The sequence below is a fragment of the Pseudomonas spelaei genome (genome assembly GCF_009724245.1).
GTDB classification, from domain to species: Bacteria; Pseudomonadota; Gammaproteobacteria; order Pseudomonadales; family Pseudomonadaceae; genus Aquipseudomonas; species Aquipseudomonas spelaei.
In genome coordinates this window covers 165029-185862 of sequence record NZ_WNNK01000013.1, presented here as the reverse complement: position 1 = coordinate 185862, position 20834 = coordinate 165029, and the positions used below count along the sequence as shown (strand labels likewise).

Here is a 20834-nt window from a genome sequence, read left to right as displayed (position 1 = left end):
ATGAGCCGGACAGCGGTTTGCACTACCCGCCACAGCAGCCATAATGCCCGCCATGAATTTTTCCCGAATCTGAAGGATCGCCCGTGAGCCAGTCTTTGATCGCTGCCCTGCAAAACCCGGCCCTGTACCCTCATCCCGTGGATGAGTTTCAAGTCATCGAAACCCACATTTCCTGGGTCGTACTCACGGGTCCCTACGCTTATAAAGTAAAAAAGCCGGTCAATTTCGGCTTCCTCGACTTCACCAACGTGGACGCCCGTGGCCACTTCTGTAATGAAGAGCTGCGCCTCAACCAGCGTCTGACCGAAGATTTGTATCTTGAGGTGTTGCCAATCACCGGCAGCCTCGAAGCCCCGCAATTGGCAGGCAACGGCCCGGTCATCGACTACGCCCTGAAAATGCGCCAGTTCCCGCAAAGCCAACTGCTCAGCACCCTGCAAAAAAACGGTGAGCTGACCACCGCCCACATCGACGAGATGGCCAAGCAGATCGCGCACTTTCACCTCGATGCTCCCAAGGTTGCGCAAGACCACGTCGCCGGCACTCCGGAAGAGGTGATGGCCCCCGTGCGGCAGAATTTCGAGCAAATCCGCCCATTCCTGAGTGACAAGGCCGACCTGCTGCAATTGGAAGCCCTCCAGGCCTGGGCCGAAAGCAGCTTCGAGCGCCTCAAGCTGCTGTTCGAACAGCGCAAGCTCAATGGTTTCATTCGCGAATGCCACGGTGATATCCACTTGGGCAACGCGACCCTCATCGATGGCCATGTGGTGATCTTCGACTGTATCGAGTTCAACGAACCGTTTCGCTTCACCGACGTCTACGCCGACATCGGCTTCCTGGCCATGGACCTTGAAGATCGCGGCCTCAAGTCCCTGGCCCGGCGCTTTATCAGCCAATACCTGGAGTTGACCGGCGACTATCAAGGCCTGGAGTTGCTCAACTTCTATAAAGCCTATCGCGCCCTCGTGCGGGCCAAGATCGCCCTGTTCAGCATGCCTGCCGAAGCCGATGCCGTACAGCGCGCAACCGCCCTGCGCCAATACCGCAACTACGCCAACCTGGCGGAAAGCTATAGCACCATTCCGTCGCGCTTCCTGGCCATCACCCATGGTGTCTCGGCAACCGGCAAAAGCCATGTAGCCATGCGCCTGGTAGAAGCGCTGGGCGCCGTTCGCCTGCGTTCGGATGTAGAGCGCAAACGCTTGTTTGGTGAACAGAAAGTCGAAAACACGCCGCAGGCCGGTATCTATGCGGCCGACGCCAGCGTCGCCACTTATGAGCGATTGAACTCGATTGCCGATACCGTGCTGCGCGCCGGCTTCCCAGTGGTGCTGGATGCCACCTTCCTCAAGCGTGAGCAACGCGATGCAGCGGCCAAGATTGCCGAAGCCACTGGTGCGCCGTTCCTGATCCTGGACTGCAACGCACCGCAAGCCGTTATCACCAGTTGGCTGGCACAGCGTCAGGCAGACAAGAACGACCCGTCCGACGCAACACTGACTATCATCGAAGAACAACAAGCCCACCGCGATCCACTCAGCGCCGAGGAGTTACTGCTCAGCAAACGGGTCGAGACCAATGAAAGCGGGACGCTTGACGCGCTGGTCGCGCACATTCGCCAGCGTCTGCCGGGCCTGTAAGAAAAATTTCTTGGTCGTGAAACCCTCACTGGCTCACGACCAAGGAATAGTGGCACTATAATGGCACTATAAATCCAACAGGAGACGCCGTTGTGAGCCAGCCGAAGCTTCTTGATTCCCCGCTGTACGCGCTTCTGCATAAAGATGACATCCGCGGTTTCAACCAGGAGCGTCCGAAAGACGGCACCATCGACATGCGTGGGGGCGACTTTCGCGGCCTGGACCTGCGCGACCTGAACGCTGAGGGCGTGGATTTCACTGACGCTTACTTCCGCTCCGCCGACCTGCGCGGCCTGGACTTACGTGACTGCTCCCTGGAGGGTGCCAGCCTGGCCCATGCACAGATCTCGGGCACTTACTTCTCACCGGAGCTGACTGCCGACGAGATTCTCATGTCGGTCAATTTCGGCACTCGCCTACGCTACCGCACCAAGTAGCACCGTCGCTCACATTCCTGGTTGCACGCCCGGCGTGCCGGGCTCCCTTCGCCTGCCCGCAAGCAAAGTTCTGGCATCAGCCTTAGAAGCTTTTGCGTCGTTACTGACCAAACAACTACGTTTTTCCTACTGAGCGCTACACTCCTTTCAGGCTTGCCTGGTCACGATACCCACCGCACCATTCGGCCGTCGCAAGGAGGCTTGATGAATGATGAGTTGCAACACCTGAAAAACCTTGGCAAGACATCGGCGCAGTGGCTGCATGCGGTGGGCATCCACAGCGCATCGGATCTTCGCCGTCTGGGGGCGGTAGACGCCTACAGGGCTGTACGAACTCGAGGGTTCAGGGCCTCCAAAGTGCTGCTGTATGCCATCGAAGGAGCGTTGATGGATATGCACTGGAATGACCTTCCCGCCGAGCGCAAGGAGGCGCTGAATCGCCAACTGGATGCCCTATCAGCGCGCCACAAGAATTGAACTGGCCACTTGGCCTAGTGTTTACGGGGATCCCAAACGAATGTTCGAGGAAAGTCGAAAAGACTTCAAAAACAACTATTGACTCTCAAATGAGAATCGTTATGATTATCACAACTGATCGCGAGATCAGCCGATAACTGGAAGACCATTGGTTCGGACTCTCAGATTATCTCCTCATCAGGCTAATCACGGTTATTTGACCCGGCTCTTGCCGGGTCTTTTTTTGCCTGGAGAAAAGTGATCAGCCGTGCGAAGCGTTTAGCGCGCGATAATCAGCGGGTGCCCACGCTCGGGATGCGGTTGCACCAGTACGTCCAGGCCAAACACCGCCTTCAGAGGCCCGGGTTGCATGACCTGCTCGGGTGTGTCCAGCGCATGCGGGCGACCATCCTCCAGCAGCAGGATGCGATCACAGTAGCGCGCAGCCAGATTGAGGTCATGCAGGATGACCAGCACGGCGGCACCACGGTCGGCAAAGATACGAATGGCTTGCAGAGTGGTGTGCTGGTGCAGTGGGTCGAGCATCGATGTCGGCTCATCCAGCAACAAGGTCTGCCCGGCCTCACCCGGCCAGAGTTGCGCCAGCACCCGCGCCAAGTGCACACGTTGGCGCTCGCCGCCCGACAAGGCCAGGTAACTGCGCCCACTCAGATGACCGACGTCGGCGGCGTGCAAGGCAGCGTTGATAATCTCATCATCACGCACCTGGCCAGTCTGATGAGGCAAGCGCCCCATGCCGACAACCTCTTCAACACGGAAGGCAAAATCCAGGGTCGACGTCTGCGGCAACACCGCCAGGCGCTGGGCCCGTTGCGCGCCGCTCCAGTCCTTCAACGCCCGCCGATCCAGCCAGACCTGACCGTGGTCCGGCTGCAACTCACCGCACAAGGCGCCCAGCAACGTACTTTTGCCCGCGCCATTAGGACCCAGCACGCCGAGCACTTCGCCCGGCAGCAAATCGAGGGTGACGTCCGCCAACACGGTTTTCTTGCCGCGGCAGACCTGCAACGCTTGCACTTGCAGCATCAGGCGCGCCCTCGTAACAACAAATAGAGAAAAAACGGTGCGCCGATAAACGCGGTAACGATACCGATCGGCAGTTCCGCCGGCGCCAGGGCCAGACGTGCCACCAGATCGGCGAACAGCAGTAAGCTCGCCCCCGCCAGCACCGAGGCCGGCAGCAACACGCGATGATCGGGCCCGGCCAGCAAACGCACCAGATGAGGCACCACCAACCCGACAAAGCCAATCATCCCGGCAGCGGCCACCGCAGCCCCCACGCCCAATGCCGTGCAGAACACCAACTCACGCTTCAGACCTTCGACATCGATTCCCAAATGGCTGGCTTCCGATTCGCCGAGCAACAGCGCATTCAACGCCTTGGCCCGGCGTGGCAGCCATAGTGCGACACCCGCGCTCACCAACAGCAGCGGCCACAACCGCGAGTAACTGGCACCGTTGAGACTGCCGAGGTTCCAGAACGTCAGGGTGCGCAAGGTAGCGTCATCCGCCAGGTAGGTGAACAGTCCGACCGCAGAGCTGGCCAGGGCCGTCAGCGCGATCCCGGCGAGCAGCATGGTGGCGACATTCGTCTGGCCATTGCGCCGTCCCAAGCGGTAGACCAGCGCCGTCACGCCCAAGCCCCCGAGAAACGCACACAATGAAAGCAAATACGGCCCAAGGGCATCCGGCAGACCGCCAAAGAATGCACCACCGACAATCGCAATCGCGGCCCCCAGCGCCGCACCGCTGGAAACACCCACCAAACCAGGGTCGGCCAATGGGTTGCGAAACAGCCCTTGCATGGCGACGCCCGACAGCGCCAGCACACCGCCAACCGCCAAACCCAACAAGGTACGCGGCAAGCGAATCTGCCCAAGAATCAATTCCGCCTGCTCCAGTCCTTGGGCTTCAATCGGCACCCCGAGCAAGCGCAAGGCCGCCCGCAACGTATCCAGCAGCGGCAGGCTGACCGGCCCCAAGGCCAATGACAGCCAGATCGCCAATACACACAGCAGACTCAAGCCAATAAACAGCGTTCGTGGTTTAACCAGAGGAGTCATGGGGCAGTTTTAGCCTGGGACGGATAGAAGCCGGCGGACAGCTTCACCAGGCTTTGCGGCAGACGCGGCCCCAGACCGCCTACCAGCAGGGTAGGGTCCAGCTCGAAAACGCGACCGTTCTTGGCGGCTGGCGTTGAAGCCAGGATCGGATTTTCCTTGAACAACGCAGCACGCGCCGCATCCCCCGTCAGGGCACGATCAGCAAACACCAGCACGTCAGGACTCAAGCCGGCCAGGGATTCGACGGAAAACGGCTTGTAACCACTATGGGTCGCCAGGTTATGCCCGCCCGCCTGCTGCAGCACCCAATCAGCAGCGGTGTCTTTACCGGCAATCAGTGGTTTGCCACCGGCATGCCCGAGCAGCAACAGCACCCCTGGCGCCTTTTGCGTGGTTTGAGCCTTGGCAACCCAGCTCTTTTGCTGCTCAAGCTGCTGCTGGTAATCGGTAAACAGCTCAGCGGCCTTGGATTCGTTGCCCAGCAACTTGCCCAGATGCTGAAGGTTGCCCTCCAAGGTCGGCAGGTCAGGCTGGGCCGAAAACATCTCGACCTGCACGCCCGCGCTGCGAATTTGCGCCAGTACCGGTGGCGGGCCCATTTCTTCGGTACCTACCAGGATGTGCGGACGCAAACTGAGAATGCCTTCGGCCGAGAGCTGACGTTGGTAACCGATGCTCGGCAACGCCTTGAGCGACGCAGGATGCTGGCTGGTCGTGTCGACACCCACCAACTTCGATTCCGCGCCCAAAGCCGTCACCCACTCCGACAACGCCCCGCCAGCGCTGACCCAACGTTGCGGCGGTTCAGCGGCCTGAGCCCCGTGATTGACCAGCAGTCCGACAACAAGCGCAATAGCGCTGGCACTCAGGCGCATAAAAGGGTTTCCTTCCAAGGGGTTGACCCACTGAATCACTCGGCCATGTGACAGATCAACACTGTCTGGCATCGTACTGAGCGAGCAGTTACCTAACGGGCGAAGCGGGCATTTGATAATTGTTTGCATTTGCACGTCAAGCACCGGGCTCGTCCGTAAACCCAGAATAGCCCTGCAGCCCGTAAACGACGGCCCTTGAGGATCGACATGAAGTTTCTTTGCCCGTCCCAGGCACTCGCCCCAGACAGCAGCCTCGGCTTCGACGTCGACGGCCGCAAGCTGTTTGCCGTACGCCGGGAAGGCGTGGCCTATTTTTATATCAACCGCTGCCCCCATCGTGGCGTGCCGCTGGAATGGCAAACAGACCAATTCCTCGATCCCAGCGCCAGCCTGATCCAGTGCGCCACACACGGCGCACTGTTCCTGATCGAAAGCGGTGAGTGCGTCGCCGGCCCCTGCGCAGGCCAAAGCCTGACCGCCCTGCCCGGCCGCGAAGACGAACAGGGCCTGTGGGTACAGCTCTAGTCGCCCAAAATCACATCCAGACGACGGTCAACGTAGATTTCCTCTGAGGTCACTCGCACGCCGTATGCCAACACTTCCACGCCAGCAGTCTTGGCTTCACGCAACGCCGTAGCGTAACCGGGATCAATTTCTTCAGCCGGGCGTACTGCGTCGATACCGGACAGGTTGACGCAGTACAGCTGCACCGCCCGTACGCCATCACGGGCCAGATGTGCCAGCTCACGCAAATGCTTGGCGCCGCGCTGAGTCACCGCATCGGGAAACGCCGCTATCGAGGAGCCGTCAAAGCCAAGAGTGACGCTTTTGACTTCTACATAGGCCGCGCCCGAGGGGTAATCCAGGCGAAAGTCTATTCGGCTGTTCTCCTGACCGTAAGCCACTTCACGCTTCAATCCGGTAAAGCCATTGAGCTCGGCGATCACCCCGGCACGCAGCGCTTCTTCGACCAACTGATTGGCACGCGCGGTATTAACGCAGGCCAGGCGTCCCTGTGGGGTCTCGCTGATTTCCCAAGTACCGGGCAACTTGCGCTTGGGGTCGCTGGAACGGCTGAACCAGACCTGGCCACCTTCAACCATGCAGTTGAACATTGAGCCGGTGTTTGGGCAGTGAATGGTCAGCAATTCGCCGGTAACGGTTTCGATATCGGCAAGAAAGCGCTTGTAGCGGCGAATAAGCCGCCCTTCTTCGAGGGGAGGATGAAAGCGCATCAGCCTTGCCAACTCCGCAAGCCACGGGCAATCCGCTCCACGGCTTCCTGTAGCCGATCAAGGTTTTGCGTGTAGGCAAATCGCACATGGTGCTCAGCCTGATAACGACCAAAATCCAGCCCGGGCGTGAACGCCACATGCTCTGTTTCGAGGAAATGCCGGCAGAACGCGAAGGCATCACCGCCAAATGCGCTGATATCGGCATACAAGTAGAAAGCCCCTTCCGGCTCGACGGCGATACCGAACCCCAACTCCCGCAACGCCGGCAACAGGAAATCGCGCCGACGGCCAAACTCGGCGCGACGCTCTTCAAGAATACCCAGCGTTTGCGGGGTAAAGCAGGCCAAGGCCGCATGCTGCGCCATGCTCGGTGCGCTGATGTAGAGGTTCTGCGCCAGTTTCTCCAGCTCACCAACCGCAGCAGGCGGCGCCACCAGCCAGCCCAGGCGCCAGCCGGTCATTCCGAAATACTTTGAAAAGCTATTTAAAACGAAGGCTTCATCATCCACTTCCAGCACGCTGGCGGCATCGGTGCCATACGTCAGACCGTGATAGATCTCGTCCACCACCAAATGCCCATTACGCGCCTTGATCGCACTCGACAGCCCGGCCAGTTCATCACGCGTCAGGATCGTGCCGGTAGGGTTGGCCGGCGAGGCGACCAGCGCGCCCACGCTGTCCTGATCCCAGTGACGGGCCACCAGGTCGGCGGTCAGTTGATAACGCACGTCGGGGCCTACCGGGACCAGTTGCGCCGCACCTTCTACCAGCCTCAGGAAGTGCCGGTTGCACGGATAACCCGGGTCTGCCAGCAGCCAATGTTTGCCCGGGTCCACCAGCAGGCTGCTGGCCAGGAGCAAGGCGCCCGAGCCGCCCGGGGTGATCAGAATACGCTCGGGGTCGATGTCCAGTGCGTAACGCTGCTGGTAAAAACCACTGATGGCTTCGCGCAACTCCGGCAGGCCACGGGCTGCTGTGTAACGGGTCTTGCCATTGGCTAGCGCCTCTTGTCCGGCCTTAATGATGGGCTCAGCCGTCGTGAAGTCCGGCTCGCCGATCTCCAGGTGAATCACGTCATGGCCGGCGGCCTGCAATTCGTTGGCCCGCGCCAGTAACGCCATGACATGAAAAGGTTCGATCGCGCGACTGCGCGCACTGTAGGGCTGAGCCATTAGCCTTCCTTACTGATGAGGACAAACGTCGATTCTACCCAACCGGCGGCGCAAAACATGCTCTATATGCCCCGACGCCCAGGCCAGACGTTTCGGGCAAGTGCCAGCAAACCGACTAAAATTAACCTTCCAGACAGTACAAGCCCCGCCCTGCTACAGCCTGCGGCTGTTTGCACCCCCCACAAAGCCGGGCCTCGACAACCGGGAGTGGCGCACCCCGAATCTATCTGGTAAGTTCGCCCGCTTGCAGCCGCAGGGCCGGCAGGTGTCGGTGATGTTGCAATCCTGCGCAATGGATTAGAAGAGTGAGAGGCGGTCCATTCATGCCCACCCAAGCAAAGCAACAGCAAACTCAAGGCCTCAGTGGCTTCGAACCCTATGTGGAAAAGAAGGGCGAGGAGTACATGGGCGAGCCCATGCGCAAGCACTTCACCAAGATCCTGCAAAAGTGGAAACAAGACTTGATGCAGGAGGTCGACCGTACCGTTGACCATATGAAGGACGAAGCGGCCAACTTCCCCGACCCGGCAGATCGTGCCAGCCAGGAAGAAGAGTTCAGCCTTGAACTGCGCGCCCGTGATCGCGAGCGCAAGCTGATCAAGAAAATCGACAAGACCCTGCAACTGATCGAAGACGAAGAATACGGTTGGTGCGAATCCTGCGGTGTCGAGATCGGTATTCGTCGTCTGGAAGCGCGTCCTACCGCTGACATGTGCGTAGACTGCAAGACCTTGGCGGAAATCAAGGAAAAACAGGTCGGCAAGTAATTACCGCCGAGCTGAACAAATGGGGCGTGCGAACGCCCCATTTTTGTTTCTGCCGTTTGGGTCTTTTCCAGTAATATCCGGCCCATGACAGCCTCTTCTTACATCGGGCGCTTCGCCCCCACGCCCAGCGGACACTTGCACTTCGGTTCCCTGGTCGCAGCCCTCGCTTCCTATCTCGACGCCCGCGCAAACAGCGGCCGCTGGCTGATGCGCATGGAAGACCTGGACCCCCCGCGTGAAGAACCCGGCGCCCAGGCCGCCATCCTCAACGCCCTGGAAAGTTATGGTTTTGAATGGGACGGTGAACTGGTCCGACAAAGCGAGCGGCACGAGGCCTACGCTGAAACTCTCAATGGCCTGTTCAACCATGGACTGGCCTACGCCTGCACGTGCTCGCGCAAGCAACTGGAAGCCTATAACGGGATTTATCCCGGCCTTTGCCGCAACGCGGGCCACGATCAGCAAGATGCGGCCATCCGCCTACGGGTTCCGGAGCTGGAATACCACTTTACTGACCGAGTGCAGGGCGAATTCCGACAGCACTTGGGCCGCGATGTCGGAGACTTCGTGATCCGTCGCCGTGACGGTCTCTACGCTTATCAACTGGCCGTGGTGCTCGACGATGCCTGGCAAGGTGTTACCGATATCGTGCGCGGCGCCGACTTGCTCGACTCCACACCCCGTCAACTGTATCTGCAGGAATTGCTGGGCCTGCCCCAGCCGCGCTATCTGCATGTGCCGCTGATTATCCAGCCGGACGGTAACAAGCTGGGCAAATCCTACCGCTCACCGCCCTTGACCACGGACCAGGCCACGCCTTTGCTGCTCAGAGCGCTGCGCGCCCTTGGCCAGCAGCCAGGAAATGCGTTGCGCCACGCCAGCCCGCGAGAACTGCTGGATTGGGGCATTCGCCACTGGGATGCCACGCAGATCCCGCGCACACTGACCCTGGCAGAAGCGCAATTGCATTAAGGGCTCTTGCAGCTTGGCGCCCATCCGTTACCATCGCCGCAGTTTTTCAATCAGAGGCCAGTATGTATATCTATCGATTGGTCCTTCTGCTGGTCGTCGGGATCTATCTGTTTTCTCCCGCCATCATGGATTGGTGGATCGACGCCACAGGCGCGTGGTACCGGCCTTATCTGCTTTGGCTGATTCTGATCGTTGTGACTTTCATCCTGCAGAGCCAAAAAGATGCCGATGAGCTTTAGCCTGACCCAGATGCTGCTGATCAGCGCCGCCTACCTGGCTGCGCTGTTCGGGGTGGCCTGGATCAGTGAGCGTGGAATGATTCCGCGGGCGATCATTCGCCATCCGTTGACCTACACCTTATCGCTCGGCGTCTATGCCAGCGCTTGGGCGTTCTATGGCACGGTGGGCTTGGCCTACCAGTACGGTTATGGCTTTCTCTCCAGTTATCTCGGGGTGTCCGGGGCGTTTCTGCTCGCGCCGGTGCTGCTCTACCCGATCCTGAAAATCACCCGCACCTATCAACTGTCGTCCCTCGCGGACCTGTTTGCCTTCCGCTTTCGCAGCACCTGGGCCGGGGCACTGACCACGATCTTCATGTTGATCGGTGTGCTGCCGTTACTGGCATTGCAGATCCAGGCTGTGGCCGACTCCATCGGCATCCTCACCCGCGAGCCGGTGCAGCACCGAGTTGCCCTGAGCTTCTGCGCGCTGATTACCCTGTTCACGATTTTCTTCGGTTCACGGCATATCGCCACCCGGGAAAAACACGAAGGCCTGGTGTTCGCGATTGCTTTTGAATCGGTGATCAAACTTATCGCCATCGGTGGCGTCGGCCTCTACGCACTGTACGGCGTGTTCGACGGTCCGCAACAACTGGAACTGTGGCTGCTGCAGAACCAGACCGCACTTGCCGCGCTGCACACGCCGCTGCAAGAAGGCCCATGGCGCACGCTGCTGTTGGTGTTCTTTGCCTCAGCCATTGTCATGCCGCACATGTACCACATGACCTTCACCGAAAACCTCAATCCGCGCTCGCTGGTCAGTGCCAGTTGGGGTTTGCCGCTGTTTTTGCTGTTGATGAGCCTGGCGGTGCCGCTGATCCTCTGGGCCGGCCTGAAACTGGGTGCAACCACCAATCCTGAATATTTCACCCTGGGTGTCGGGATTGCCGCCAACAGCAAGTCCCTGGCACTGCTGGCCTACGTTGGTGGCTTATCGGCTGCCAGTGGATTGATCATCGTCACGACGCTGGCGTTGTCGGGCATGGCACTCAATCACTTGGTGCTGCCGCTGTATCAGCCGCCCGCCGAAGGCAATATCTATCGCTGGCTGAAATGGACACGCCGGGCGCTGATCGTCGCGATCATCATGGCGGGTTACGGCTTCTACCTGTTGCTGGGCGCCGAGCAAGACCTGGCCAACCTCGGCATCGTCGCTTTTGTGGCCACCTTGCAGTTCCTGCCGGGCGTGCTCTCGGTTCTGTATTGGCCCACCGCCAACCGTCGTGGCTTTATCGCCGGGCTGCTGGCCGGGATCCTGGTGTGGCTGGTGACCATGCTGTTGCCGCTGGTGGGCAATCTGCAGGGCTTCTACATTCCGTTGTTGAACATGATCTACGTGTTGGACGACACCAGCTGGCACATGGCAGCCATTGCCTCGCTGGCGGCCAACGTACTCATGTTCACCCTGATCTCACTGTTCACCAACGCCAGCCCCGAAGAAACCAGCGCCGCCGAAGCGTGCGCGGTGGACAACGTACGTCGTCCGCAGCGCCGCGAATTGCATGCGGCCTCCCCCCAGGAGTTCGCCACGCAATTGGCCAAACCCCTGGGCGCCAAGGCTGCGCAAAAGGAGGTCGAACAGGCATTGCGTGACCTTTACTTGCCGTTCGACGAGCGCCGGCCTTATGCCTTGCGTCGCCTGCGTGATCGTATCGAAGCCAACCTGTCCGGGCTGATGGGCCCCAGCGTGTCCCAGGACATGGTCGAGACCTTCCTGCCCTACAAGGCGGGTGGTGAGAACTATGTCACCGAGGACATCCACTTCATCGAAAGCCGGCTTGAGGATTATCACTCGCGCCTCACCGGCCTTGCCGCCGAACTCGACGCCCTGCGCCGTTATCACCGCCAAACATTGCAGGAGTTGCCCATGGGCGTCTGTTCCCTGGCCAAGGATCAAGAGATCCTGATGTGGAACAAAGCCATGGAAGAGCTCACCGGCATCGCCGCCCAGCGTGTGGTGGGCTCACGCCTGAACACCATCGGCGAGCCATGGAAAGAGCTGCTCCAGGGTTTTATCAACCTGCCGGATGAGCACTTGCACAAACAGCACCTGGCCCTCGACGGCCAGACCCGCTGGCTCAACCTGCACAAAGCGGCCATCGACGAGCCGCTGGCACCCGGCAACAGCGGTTTGGTGCTGCTGGTAGAAGACCTGACCGAAACCCAGATGCTCGAAGACAAACTGGTGCACTCCGAGCGCCTGGCCAGCATTGGTCGCCTGGCCGCCGGTGTCGCCCATGAAATCGGCAATCCGATCACCGGCATCGCCTGCCTGGCGCAGAACCTGCGGGAAGAGCGGGAAGAAGACGGTGAAATCACCGAAATCAGCGGGCAAATCCTCGAACAGACCAAACGTGTCTCACGCATCGTGCAGTCGCTGATGAGCTTCGCCCACGCTGGCGCCCATCAAAATCATGATGAAGCGGTATGCCTGGCGGAAGTTGCCCAGGATGCCATTGGGCTGCTGGCCTTGAACCGGCGCAATTTCGAAGTACAGTTCTTCAACCTGTGCGACCCGGACCACTGGGTCGACGGAGACTCTCAGCGCTTGGCACAGGTGCTGATCAATTTGCTGTCCAACGCCCGCGATGCATCACCGGCCGGCAGCGCGGTACGTGTCAAGAGCGAGGCTTTCGAGCACACCATCGACCTGATCGTCGAGGACGAAGGCAGCGGCATTCCACAGAACATCAAGGACCGATTGTTCGAACCCTTCTTCACCACCAAGGATCCGGGTGAAGGCACCGGTCTGGGCCTCGCACTGGTCTATTCCATCGTTGAAGAGCATTATGGACAAATCACCATCGACAGCCCGGCTGACACCGAAAGCCAACGCGGCACCCGTATTCGGGTGACCTTGCCGCGTCATGTCGAAGCGACGTCCGCTGTGAACTGAGACCGTCGAGAGAATTGAATCAATGCCGCACATTTTGATCGTCGAAGACGAAACCATTATCCGCTCTGCCTTGCGTCGCCTGCTTGAACGTAATCAGTACCAGGTCAGCGAAGCCGGCTCGGTGCAGGAAGCCCAAGAGCGTTTCAGTATTCCCACGTTCGACCTGATCGTCAGTGACCTGCGCCTTCCGGGCGCGCCTGGCACCGAGCTGATCAAGCTCGGCCAAGGCACGCCGGTGCTGATCATGACCAGCTACGCCAGCCTGCGTTCGGCGGTGGACTCGATGAAGATGGGCGCGGTGGACTACATCGCCAAGCCTTTCGACCACGACGAAATGCTCCAGGCCGTGGCCCGCATCCTGCGCGACCGACAGTCGGGCAGCCATGCATCGGCCGAACGCCCTGCCGGCAAAGCGGCCAACGGCGCTGAAAAACCAGGCATCGACAACAGCAACGGCGAAATCGGCATTATTGGTTCCTGCCCACCGATGCAGGACCTGTACAGCAAGATCCGCAAAGTGGCGCCCACGGACTCCAATGTATTGATTCAGGGCGAGTCGGGCACCGGCAAAGAGCTGGTGGCCCGCGCCCTGCACAACCTGTCCAAGCGCGCCAAGGCACCGATGATTTCGGTGAACTGCGCGGCGATCCCCGAATCCCTGATCGAGTCCGAGCTGTTCGGCCACGAAAAGGGCGCCTTTACCGGTGCCAGCGCTGGGCGTGCCGGCCTGGTCGAAGCTGCCGATGGCGGTACCCTGTTTCTGGATGAAATCGGTGAGTTGCCACTGGAAGCCCAGGCACGACTGCTGCGGGTACTGCAAGAAGGCGAGATTCGTCGCGTAGGCTCGGTGCAATCGCAGAAGGTCGATGTACGACTGATCGCGGCCACTCACCGGGACCTGAAAAGCCTGGCGAAGATCGGTCAGTTCCGTGAAGACCTTTATTACCGCCTGCACGTAATCGCTCTCAAACTGCCAGCCCTGCGTGAGCGTGGCGCCGACGTCAACGAGATCGCCAACGCGTTCCTGGTGCGCCAGAGTGCTCGCGTCAACCGGACCGACCTGAAGTTCGCCACCGACGCCGAGCAGGCGATTCGGCATTACTCCTGGCCGGGTAACGTACGGGAACTGGAGAACGCGGTAGAACGCGCGGTGATTCTGTCAGAGAGCCCGGAAATCTCTGCCGAGCTACTGGGCATCGATATCGAACTCAGTGACCTGGACGATGACGACTTCATCGGCTTGGCCCCACAACAGGGCGGCGGCAGTAACACCAGCCACGAACCTACCGAAGATTTGTCACTGGAAGATTACTTCCAGCACTTCGTCCTGGAGCACCAGGATCATATGACCGAGACCGAATTGGCTCGCAAGTTGGGCGTCAGCCGCAAATGCCTGTGGGAACGGCGCCAGCGCCTGGGCATTCCACGGCGCAAGACCGGGGTAGCCAGCGAAAGCTGAAAGGGGTTCCCCCACAGGTAACACCCTCAGATGTGAAAAAACTGTTACCGCAGACAATTCACGTAACAAAAGCCGGGGCTTACGGTAACGAAGCCCCGGCTTTTTTTGGCCCTCAAAAACCCGAAAATGCGTTTGACCCCTTATTTTGTTGGGCCTCACAAAAGTTGGCACGCACCCTGCTATATGCTTAGTACAAAAACAATAACAAGCAAATGTACAAGACAATAAAAATAAGACGTATCGACTCACGCATAACAAAAACAACACGGCGGAGGCGCAGCTAACTGATTCTTTTGGAGAGGCGTTGCATTTGGGGCTTGCCCCGCAACCAGGCCGAGAACAACAAAAACTGCCCTAAGGCAGAGCCTGAACTGGTTGGATCGTAGATCAGCAACACAGCGACCAAAGCAATCCGTTTGCTCTTGGCTCCCGATTGGGAGGGTCATGAAGGTGAAGCTTCATGGCAAGGGCGATCAACAAAAACAAGAAGCCCGAAATCAATAATAAAAATAGAGCACGCAACTACTTCTGGGGGAGCTTCGGCTCCCCTTGTAGTTTCTACAATTTGGCTTCTGGAATTCGACCGTTTCCCCTATCTTTAAGCTTCTGGCTCAAGGCTTGCAGCTAGTTCCTACACCATCCCCTGACTAAATGCTAGAATCCCGGCCCATCATGCGGTCATTCTTCGTTATGGCCGAACATTCCTTCAAACAGTGCATCCCATGCTGAAGAAGTTGTTCCAGTCATTCCGTTCGCCTTTGCGTCGTACGCAACACAAACGCAGCACGCCTGAAGTGCTCAACAGCAGCCAACATTCGCTGCAACGCGCCCAGTTCAGCCGTTATGCGGTGAACATCGTCGAACGCCTGCAGAATGCCGGCTACCAGGCTTACCTGGTCGGGGGTTGCGTGCGCGACATGCTGCTCAATATCACGCCCAAGGATTTCGACGTCGCCACCAGCGCCACGCCGGAACAAGTGCGGGCCGAATTTCGCAATGCGCGAATCATCGGCCGGCGCTTCAAGTTGGTGCATATCCACTTCGGTCGCGAAATCATCGAAGTAGCGACCTTCCGCGCCAATCACCCGCAAAACGATGAAGAGGAAGACAGCAATCAGTCTTCCCGCAACGAAAGCGGGCGCATCCTGCGGGACAACGTCTACGGCACCCTGGAAGAAGACGCGCAGCGCCGCGACTTCACCATCAATGCCCTGTACTACGACCCGGTCAGCGAGCGCATCCTCGATTACGCCAATGGCGTACATGACATCCGCAACAACCTGCTGCGCCTGATCGGCGACCCGACGCAACGCTACCAGGAAGACCCGGTGCGGATGCTGCGGGCCGTGCGTTTTGCCGCAAAGCTGAACTTCGGTATCGAGAAACACACCGCCGCGCCGATTCGCGAACTGGCACCGATGCTGCGGGAAATCCCCTCGGCACGTCTGTTCGAAGAGGTGCTCAAGCTGTTCCTCTCCGGCTACGCCGCCGATACCTTCGAAATGCTCGTGGACCTGCAGTTGTTCGATCCATTGTTCCCGGCCAGCGCCGAAGCACTGGAGCACAACCCGACGTACACCCACACCCTGATCAGCGAGGCGCTGGTCAACACCGACCTGCGCATCAAGCAGAACAAGCCGGTAACCCCGGCCTTCCTGTTTGCCGCCCTGCTGTGGCCTGCGCTGCCAGCACGGGTATTGCGCTTGCAGAATCGTGGCATGCCGCCGATTCCGGCCATGCAGGAGGCGGCTCACGAACTGATCGCCGAACAGTGCCAACGCATTGCTATCCCTAAGCGTTTCACCCTGCCGATCCGCGAGATCTGGGACATGCAGGAGCGCCTGCCACGACGTAGCGGTAAACGCGCCGACATGTTGCTGGACAACCCGCGCTTCCGCGCCGGCTACGACTTCCTGCTGTTGCGTGAAAGCGCCGGCGAGCAGACCGATGGCCTGGGAGAATGGTGGACGGATTATCAGGACGCCAACGACAGCGAACGTCGCGAGATGATTCGTGACCTGAGCGGCAAGGGCGATGGCACCGGCGATGCGCCGAAAAAACGTCGACGCAGCAGCGGCAGCAAACGCAAACGCAGCGCTGCCGATATACCGAGCGCGTCTGGCGAGTAAACACGGTGGAACGCATCTATATCGGCATGGGCAGCAACTTGTCTGCCCCGGAACAACAATTGCGTAACGCCATCGAGGCCTTGGCGCAATTGCCGAACACCACGCTGGCGGGCGTCTCCGCCTTCTATCAAAGTGATTCCTTGTCCCCTGGTCAGCCGCGTTACACCAACGCGGTTGCGGCCCTGGACAGCAACCTCGCGCCGCTGGCGTTGCTGGATGCGCTGCAAACCATCGAGCACGATCAGGGCCGTGAACGCCTTGAGCGTTGGGGCCCACGCACGCTGGACCTGGACATCCTGCTGTTCGGTGATCGACTGATTGATGAGCCTCGGCTCAAGGTACCGCACTACCAGATCCATCTACGGGCATTCGTGCTCTACCCCCTCGCAGAACTGGCCCCAGCCAGCCTGCAATTGGCCGATGGCCGCTTGCTAAGCGACTTGCTGGATGCCTGCCCGTTTGTCGGCCTGGAACGCCTGCCTGCGGCCTGACGCAATCATGTGGGAGCTGGCTTGCCTGCGATGCGGGCGGCCCGGCGCAGCAGGTGTGTCGCGGTGATGCAATCGCAGGCAAGCCAGCTCCCACAGTTGATCTGCGACCCCCTTGAATACACCGTCCTACCTGCTGAATCGCATCAGTAACCGGGGGTAACACCTCAACCGTAACAATGCGGTAACACATCCAATTGACTTCCAGAGTTCTCCTCACGACTATAGGCGTCCCGCTGCCGCCAACCCGGCGCTAAAGGGCGCAATCCAGGCCTTATAAGCACTGATTCTTAAGAAAGTGCGCCTGTATAAACGAAGACTCACGCGCGTTACTCGCTGTTTCCAAGCGCCTGAACGAGGACCCTTTTCATGCCAAACATTACCCTGACCACCTTGCAGAGCCTCAAACTCAAAGGTGAAAAAATCACCATGCTGACCTGCTATGACGCCACCTTCGCCCAGGCTTGCTGCCAGGCCGGAGTTGAAGTGTTACTGGTGGGCGACTCCCTGGGCATGGTTCTACAAGGGAATGACAGCACCCTGCCCGTCACCACCGATGAGCTCGCCTACCACACCGCCAGCGTCAAGCGCGGCAACGATGGGGCATTTATCATCGCCGACCTGCCGTTCATGGGTTACGCCACCGTCGAACAGACCCTGCACAACGCCGGCAAACTGATGCAAGCCGGTGCGCACATGATCAAGGTGGAAGGCGCCGCCTGGCTCGCCGAATCGATTCGCCTGCTGGCTGAGCGTGGCGTTCCGGTGTGCGTACACATGGGCCTGACGCCACAGTCGGTGAACATCCTCGGCGGTTACAAGGTACAAGGCCGCAATGAAGCCCAGGCACGCCAGATGCGCGCCGATGCCATCGCCCTGGAGCAAGCGGGCGCGGCCATGATTCTGTTGGAGTGCGTGCCCAGCGAACTGGCGGCGGAAATCACCCAGGCCGTCAAGGTACCGGTGATCGGCATTGGCGCAGGCTCCGCCACCGACGGCCAGGTCTTGGTGTTACACGACATGCTGGGGCTCTCCATCACCGGCCACGTTCCGAAGTTCGTGAAGAACTTCATGGCCGGCCAGGACAGCATTCATGCCGCTCTGAGCGCCTACGTCACCGAAGTCAAAGCCGTTACCTTCCCAGGCATCGAACACGGATTCTCTGCATGAACACCGTTAAAACCGTACGCGAACTGCGGGCCGCCGTCGCCCGCGCGCGCAGCGAGGGCAAACGCATTGGCTTTGTGCCGACCATGGGCAACCTGCACAGTGGTCACGCGGCACTGGTGAGCAAGGCTGCCCAGCGGGTGGACTTCGTGGTGGCGAGCATTTTCGTCAACCCGCTGCAATTTGGCGCAGGCGAAGATCTGGACAAATACCCGCGCACTCTCGCAGCGGATCAGGAAAAACTGCTCCAGGCCGGCTGCAACTTGCTGTTCACGCCCACCGTTGAAGAAATGTACCCCGACGGTATGGCCGGCCAAACCCGCGTCAGCGTCCCACACCTGTCCGAAGGCCTGTGCGGCGCCAGCCGCCCGGGGCATTTCGAAGGCGTGGCGACCGTGGTCAGCAAACTGTTCAACATGGTTCAACCGGATCTGGCGGTGTTTGGCCAGAAGGACTACCAGCAACTGGCGGTCATTCGTGCCATGGCCCATGACCTGAACATGCCGATCCAGATTATCGGCGAGCCCACCGTGCGCGCGGATGACGGGCTCGCCCTGTCGTCCCGCAACGGTTACCTCTCCCAAGAGCAGCGAGCGATTGCGCCGGTGCTCTACCGCAGCCTGAGCCAGATCGCGACCGCAATCGAAGCCGGAGACCGGGATTTTGCCAAGCTGCGCGCTGAGCAGATCCGACATATCGAAGCCGCCGGCTTGCGCATGGATTACCTGGAGGTTCGCCAGGGCCAACACTTGCGCCCGGCCACCGCCGAGGATCGCGACGTGGTGATCCTGGTAGCGGCCTATCTGGGCGCTACCCGGTTGATCGACAATCTTCATCTGAATTTAAACCCGTAAGCCCCCCGCCTGTTGCACTGCCTGATGTGCCGGTATAAAAAAGTACCGGCCACAGCGCAGACAAAGCCAAGACAGATCGACACGCTAGGTTTAATGTAATTGCCCTACGCTATTTGTTGGCGTTGACACTGCTGGCCAGAACCTGTCTTTTCATCGTTCTCGTCATAGAAAAACCGGACGTTCCGGGCTTTCAAGTGTCCTAAAGGCAGTCCCCGTAATAAAAAGGAAACCCGCAGCGATGGCGTATTACCGCACCCCTCATGACGTTACCGCGCTGCCCGCCTGGCAAGCGCTCAATCAACACCGCCAAGCCATGCAGGATTTCAGCATGCGCGAAGCCTTTAATGCCGATCCCCAGCGTTTTAACCAGTTCACCCTGAGCAGCTGCGGACTGTTCCTGGATTACTCGAAAAACCTGATCACCCGCGAAACCCGCGACCTGCTGGTAGGCCTGGCCAACGAAGTCGACCTCCAAGGTGCAATCAAGGCGCTGTTCAGCGGCGAGCCGGTCAATTCTTCCGAAGGCCGCCCGGCGCTGCACACCGCCCTGCGTCGCCCGGTGGGCGACAAGTTGTCGGTCAATGGTGTGAACATCATGCCCGACGTGCACAAGGTGCTGAACCAAATCACCGACCTGGTAGGCCGCATCCACGACGGCCTGTGGCGCGGTTACACGGAGAAGCCGATCACCGACGTGGTGAACATTGGTATCGGTGGCTCGTTCCTCGGCCCCGAGCTGGTGTCCGAAGCGCTGCTGTCCTACGCCCATAAAGGTGTGCGCTGCCATTACCTGGCGAACATTGACGGCAGCGAATTCCACGAACTGACCATGAAGCTGCGCGCCGAAACCACGCTGTTCATCGTTTCGTCGAAATCCTTCAACACCCTCGAAACCCTGAAAAACGCCCAGGCCGCCCGCGCCTGGTATCTGGCCCAGGGCGGCTCGGAAGCCGAGCTGTATCGCCACTTTATCGCCGTTTCGAGCAACAATGCGGCAGCCGTGGCTTTCGGGATCCGCGAAGAAAACATCTTCCCGATGTGGGACTGGGTCGGCGGCCGTTACTCGCTGTGGTCGGCCATCGGCTTGCCTATTGCCCTGGCTATCGGCATGTCCAACTTCAAGGAACTGCTGTCCGGTGCCTACACCATGGACCAGCATTTCCAGAACGCGCCGTTCGAACAGAACATGCCTGTGCTGCTGGCCTTGCTGGGCGTGTGGTACGGTAATTTCTGGGGTGCGCAAAGCCACGCGATCCTGCCGTACGACCACTACCTGCGTAACATCACCAAGCACTTGCAACAGTTGGACATGGAATCCAACGGCAAAAGCGTGCGCCAGGACGGTACCCCGGTTTCCACCGACACCGGCCCGGTTATCTGGGGTGGCGTAGGTTGCAACGGCCAGCACGCTTACCACCAGTTGCTGCACCAGGGCACCCAACTGATCCCGGCCGACTTTATCGTGCCAATCGTCAGCTTCAATCCGGTGTCCGACCACCATCAGTGGCTGTACGCCAACTGCCTGTCCCAGAGCCAGGCACTGATGTTGGGCAAGACCCTTGGCGAAGCCGAAGCCGAGCTGCGTGAAAAGGGCCTGCCAGAGGCTGAGGTAGAGAAGCTGGCACCGCACAAGGTGATCCCGGGCAACCGTCCGAGCAACACCATTGTGGTGGAGCGCATCAGCCCCCGTCGCTTGGGCGCACTGGTGGCCATGTATGAACACAAAGTGTTCGTGCAGAGCGTCATCTGGGGCATCAACGCCTTCGACCAATGGGGCGTGGAACTGGGCAAGGAACTGGGCAAGGGCGTCTACAACCGCCTGACCGGCACTGAAGAAGAGCCGGCCGACGATGCCTCGACCCAGGGTTTGATCAACTACTTCCGTGGTCGTCACCGCGGCTGATCTGATCCGTGGAGGCCAA

At 59.6% G+C, this 20834-nt stretch carries 18 protein-coding genes and 1 pseudogene; 14 read left to right on the top strand and 5 right to left on the bottom strand.

What is annotated here, in order from left to right:
- Positions 1 to 83: 83 nt before the first annotated feature.
- The 3 genes from GNF76_RS16840 to GNF76_RS16830 all read left to right on the top strand — a co-directional run bounded on the left by GNF76_RS16840 (position 84) and on the right by GNF76_RS16830 (position 2554).
- Complete coding sequence (locus tag GNF76_RS16840) at positions 84 to 1640, top strand: bifunctional aminoglycoside phosphotransferase/ATP-binding protein (RefSeq protein WP_178123375.1); 1557 nt, start codon at positions 84 to 86, stop codon at positions 1638 to 1640.
- A 92-nt stretch (positions 1641 to 1732) separates the two neighbouring features.
- A complete protein-coding gene (locus tag GNF76_RS16835; RefSeq protein WP_178123374.1) occupies positions 1733 to 2077 on the top strand; it encodes a pentapeptide repeat-containing protein in 345 nt (114 codons plus the stop codon).
- 204 nt (positions 2078 to 2281) lie between these two features.
- Positions 2282 to 2554, top strand: coding sequence for a TfoX/Sxy family protein (locus GNF76_RS16830; protein ID WP_155584253.1), 273 nt, complete (start codon positions 2282 to 2284; stop codon positions 2552 to 2554).
- 258 nt (positions 2555 to 2812) lie between these two features.
- Here GNF76_RS16830 and GNF76_RS16825 read toward each other — a convergent pair.
- The 3 genes and pseudogenes from GNF76_RS16825 to GNF76_RS16815 all read right to left on the bottom strand — a co-directional run.
- A pseudogene (locus tag GNF76_RS16825) lies at positions 2813 to 3532 on the bottom strand (heme ABC transporter ATP-binding protein); the annotation flags it as partial.
- A 47-nt stretch (positions 3533 to 3579) separates the two neighbouring features.
- Positions 3580 to 4617, bottom strand: a complete 1038-nt coding sequence (locus tag GNF76_RS16820; protein WP_155584251.1) for a FecCD family ABC transporter permease — start codon at positions 4615 to 4617, stop codon at positions 3580 to 3582.
- Positions 4614 to 5492, bottom strand: coding sequence for a heme/hemin ABC transporter substrate-binding protein (locus GNF76_RS16815; protein ID WP_155584250.1), 879 nt, complete (start codon positions 5490 to 5492; stop codon positions 4614 to 4616). The genes GNF76_RS16820 and GNF76_RS16815 overlap by 4 nt, the downstream gene beginning before the upstream one ends.
- Before the next feature lie 207 nt (positions 5493 to 5699).
- Here GNF76_RS16815 and GNF76_RS16810 point away from each other — a divergent pair, with 207 nt between their 5' ends.
- Complete coding sequence (locus tag GNF76_RS16810; protein ID WP_155584249.1) at positions 5700 to 6017, top strand: Rieske (2Fe-2S) protein; 318 nt, start codon at positions 5700 to 5702, stop codon at positions 6015 to 6017.
- On the opposite strand, the gene sfsA is transcribed toward GNF76_RS16810, so the two are convergent.
- The gene (sfsA, locus tag GNF76_RS16805) at positions 6014 to 6727 is read right to left on the bottom strand and encodes a DNA/RNA nuclease SfsA (RefSeq protein WP_155584248.1); all 714 of its coding nucleotides are present in this window, start codon (positions 6725 to 6727) and stop codon (positions 6014 to 6016) included. The two genes, GNF76_RS16810 and sfsA, sit on opposite strands and share 4 nt — an antisense overlap.
- Complete coding sequence (locus GNF76_RS16800) at positions 6727 to 7899, bottom strand: pyridoxal phosphate-dependent aminotransferase (protein ID WP_155584247.1); 1173 nt, start codon at positions 7897 to 7899, stop codon at positions 6727 to 6729. The genes sfsA and GNF76_RS16800 overlap by 1 nt, the downstream gene beginning before the upstream one ends.
- A 323-nt stretch (positions 7900 to 8222) precedes the next feature.
- On the opposite strand from GNF76_RS16800, the gene dksA reads away from it, so the two are divergent.
- The 10 genes from dksA (at position 8223) to pgi (ending at position 20815) form a co-directional block, all read left to right on the top strand.
- Positions 8223 to 8666 carry an RNA polymerase-binding protein DksA gene (gene dksA, locus GNF76_RS16795; RefSeq protein WP_155584246.1) on the top strand — a complete coding sequence of 148 codons (444 nt, stop codon included), beginning with the start codon at positions 8223 to 8225 and terminating at the stop codon, positions 8664 to 8666.
- Positions 8667 to 8750: 84 nt separating this feature from the next.
- Entirely contained in the window at positions 8751 to 9638 is an 888-nt protein-coding gene (gene gluQRS, locus GNF76_RS16790; protein WP_155584245.1) for a tRNA glutamyl-Q(34) synthetase GluQRS, read from the top strand.
- A 62-nt stretch (positions 9639 to 9700) separates the two neighbouring features.
- A complete protein-coding gene (locus GNF76_RS16785) occupies positions 9701 to 9877 on the top strand; it encodes a hypothetical protein (protein ID WP_003176118.1) in 177 nt (58 codons plus the stop codon).
- Positions 9861 to 12815 (top strand): sensor histidine kinase, encoded by a 2955-nt coding sequence (locus GNF76_RS16780; protein ID WP_178123373.1) that lies wholly within the window; start codon positions 9861 to 9863, stop codon positions 12813 to 12815. Before GNF76_RS16785 ends, GNF76_RS16780 begins: the two co-directional genes overlap by 17 nt.
- A 22-nt stretch (positions 12816 to 12837) precedes the next feature.
- Positions 12838 to 14274: a sigma-54-dependent transcriptional regulator gene (locus tag GNF76_RS16775; protein WP_155584243.1), complete on the top strand. Its 1437-nt coding sequence runs from the start codon at positions 12838 to 12840 to the stop codon at positions 14272 to 14274.
- Between the two features lie 722 nt (positions 14275 to 14996).
- Entirely contained in the window at positions 14997 to 16403 is a 1407-nt protein-coding gene (locus GNF76_RS16770; protein WP_155584242.1) for a polynucleotide adenylyltransferase PcnB, read from the top strand.
- 5 nt (positions 16404 to 16408) lie between these two features.
- Positions 16409 to 16894 carry a 2-amino-4-hydroxy-6-hydroxymethyldihydropteridine diphosphokinase gene (gene folK / locus GNF76_RS16765; protein ID WP_178123372.1) on the top strand — a complete coding sequence of 162 codons (486 nt, stop codon included), beginning with the start codon at positions 16409 to 16411 and terminating at the stop codon, positions 16892 to 16894.
- A 366-nt stretch (positions 16895 to 17260) separates the two neighbouring features.
- Entirely contained in the window at positions 17261 to 18061 is an 801-nt protein-coding gene (panB, locus tag GNF76_RS16760; protein WP_155584241.1) for a 3-methyl-2-oxobutanoate hydroxymethyltransferase, read from the top strand.
- Positions 18058 to 18912 carry a pantoate--beta-alanine ligase gene (panC, locus tag GNF76_RS16755; RefSeq protein WP_155584240.1) on the top strand — a complete coding sequence of 285 codons (855 nt, stop codon included), beginning with the start codon at positions 18058 to 18060 and terminating at the stop codon, positions 18910 to 18912. Before panB ends, panC begins: the two co-directional genes overlap by 4 nt.
- Positions 18913 to 19150: 238 nt before the next feature.
- Positions 19151 to 20815: a glucose-6-phosphate isomerase gene (pgi, locus tag GNF76_RS16750; protein WP_155584239.1), complete on the top strand. Its 1665-nt coding sequence runs from the start codon at positions 19151 to 19153 to the stop codon at positions 20813 to 20815.
- Positions 20816 to 20834 lie beyond the last annotated feature (19 nt).